9 tRNA genes are annotated in these 939 nt (G+C 51.8%); all 9 read right to left on the reverse strand.

What is annotated here, in order from left to right:
• Positions 1-2: 2 nt before the first annotated feature.
• A tRNA-Pro gene (locus tag E4T82_RS11925) sits at positions 3-76 on the reverse strand.
• 165 nt (positions 77-241) lie between these two features.
• A tRNA-Arg gene (locus E4T82_RS11930) sits at positions 242-315 on the reverse strand.
• Positions 316-322: 7 nt separating this feature from the next.
• Positions 323-406, reverse strand: a tRNA-Leu gene (locus E4T82_RS11935).
• Between the two features lie 7 nt (positions 407-413).
• Positions 414-485 (reverse strand) — tRNA-Gly (locus E4T82_RS11940).
• 13 nt (positions 486-498) lie between these two features.
• Positions 499-571, reverse strand: a tRNA-Thr gene (locus E4T82_RS11945).
• A gap of 18 nt (positions 572-589) precedes the next feature.
• Positions 590-671 (reverse strand) — tRNA-Leu (locus tag E4T82_RS11950).
• 2 nt (positions 672-673) lie between these two features.
• A tRNA-Lys gene (locus tag E4T82_RS11955) sits at positions 674-746 on the reverse strand.
• Positions 747-788: 42 nt separating this feature from the next.
• Positions 789-861: transfer RNA gene (locus E4T82_RS11960), tRNA-Asp, on the reverse strand.
• Between the two features lie 4 nt (positions 862-865).
• Positions 866-938 (reverse strand) — tRNA-Val (locus E4T82_RS11965).
• Between the last annotated feature and the right edge of the window lies 1 nt (position 939).

The raw sequence follows: 939 nt of genomic DNA on the forward strand, positions 1-939 counted from the left end.
AATCGGGAAGACAGGATTCGAACCTGCGACACCTTGGTCCCAAACCAAGTACTCTACCAAGCTGAGCTACTTCCCGTAGATATAAGAGGGCGTATCCCACTTGTAGAGTACTTGTAAGGACGACTTACTCCGTAAGTCTCTATCTCCAACCTCAAAGCTTTGCTTTGAGCTCCACCAAGCTGAGCTACTTCCCGCTCCCACTAAAAATAAATCTCCCCTAATGTCTCCATTAAGCGAGCCATGCACCCTAGAGGAGTCGAACCTCTAACCGCCTGATTCGTAGTCAGGTACTCTATCCAGTTGAGCTAAGGGTGCCTATTCATGCCGAGGACCGGAATCGAACCGGTACGATGTTGCCATCGCAGGATTTTAAGTCCTGTGCGTCTGCCAGTTCCGCCACCCCGGCCTCTTCAAGCGAACGACGGGATTCGAACCCGCGACCCCCACCTTGGCAAGGTGGTGTTCTACCACTGAACTACGTTCGCATTTATCCCTCTATGCCGGCTACATGACTTGAACACGCGACCCTCTGATTACAAATCAGATGCTCTACCAACTGAGCTAAGCCGGCCTATTATTTCTACTCTTATGCGGGTTAAGGGACTTGAACCCCCACGCCCGAAAGCGCCAGATCCTAAATCTGGTGCGTCTGCCAATTCCGCCAAACCCGCAATGACCCGTGCTGGGCTCGAACCAGCGACCCTTTGATTAAAAGTCAAATGCTCTACCAACTGAGCTAACGAGTCTTTCTGCTTTCCTACTTCAAAAGTATTGACATATCTTCTGAACGGTCCCGACGGGAATCGAACCCGCGATCTTCGCCGTGACAGGGCGACGTGATAACCGCTACACTACGGGACCTATATGGGAGTTAACGGGATCGAACCGCTGACCCTCTGCTTGTAAGGCAGATGCTCTCCCAGCTGAGCTAAACTCCCT

The sequence above is a fragment of the Streptococcus cuniculi genome (assembly GCF_004570575.1).
GTDB lineage: Bacteria > Bacillota > Bacilli > Lactobacillales > Streptococcaceae > Streptococcus > Streptococcus cuniculi_A.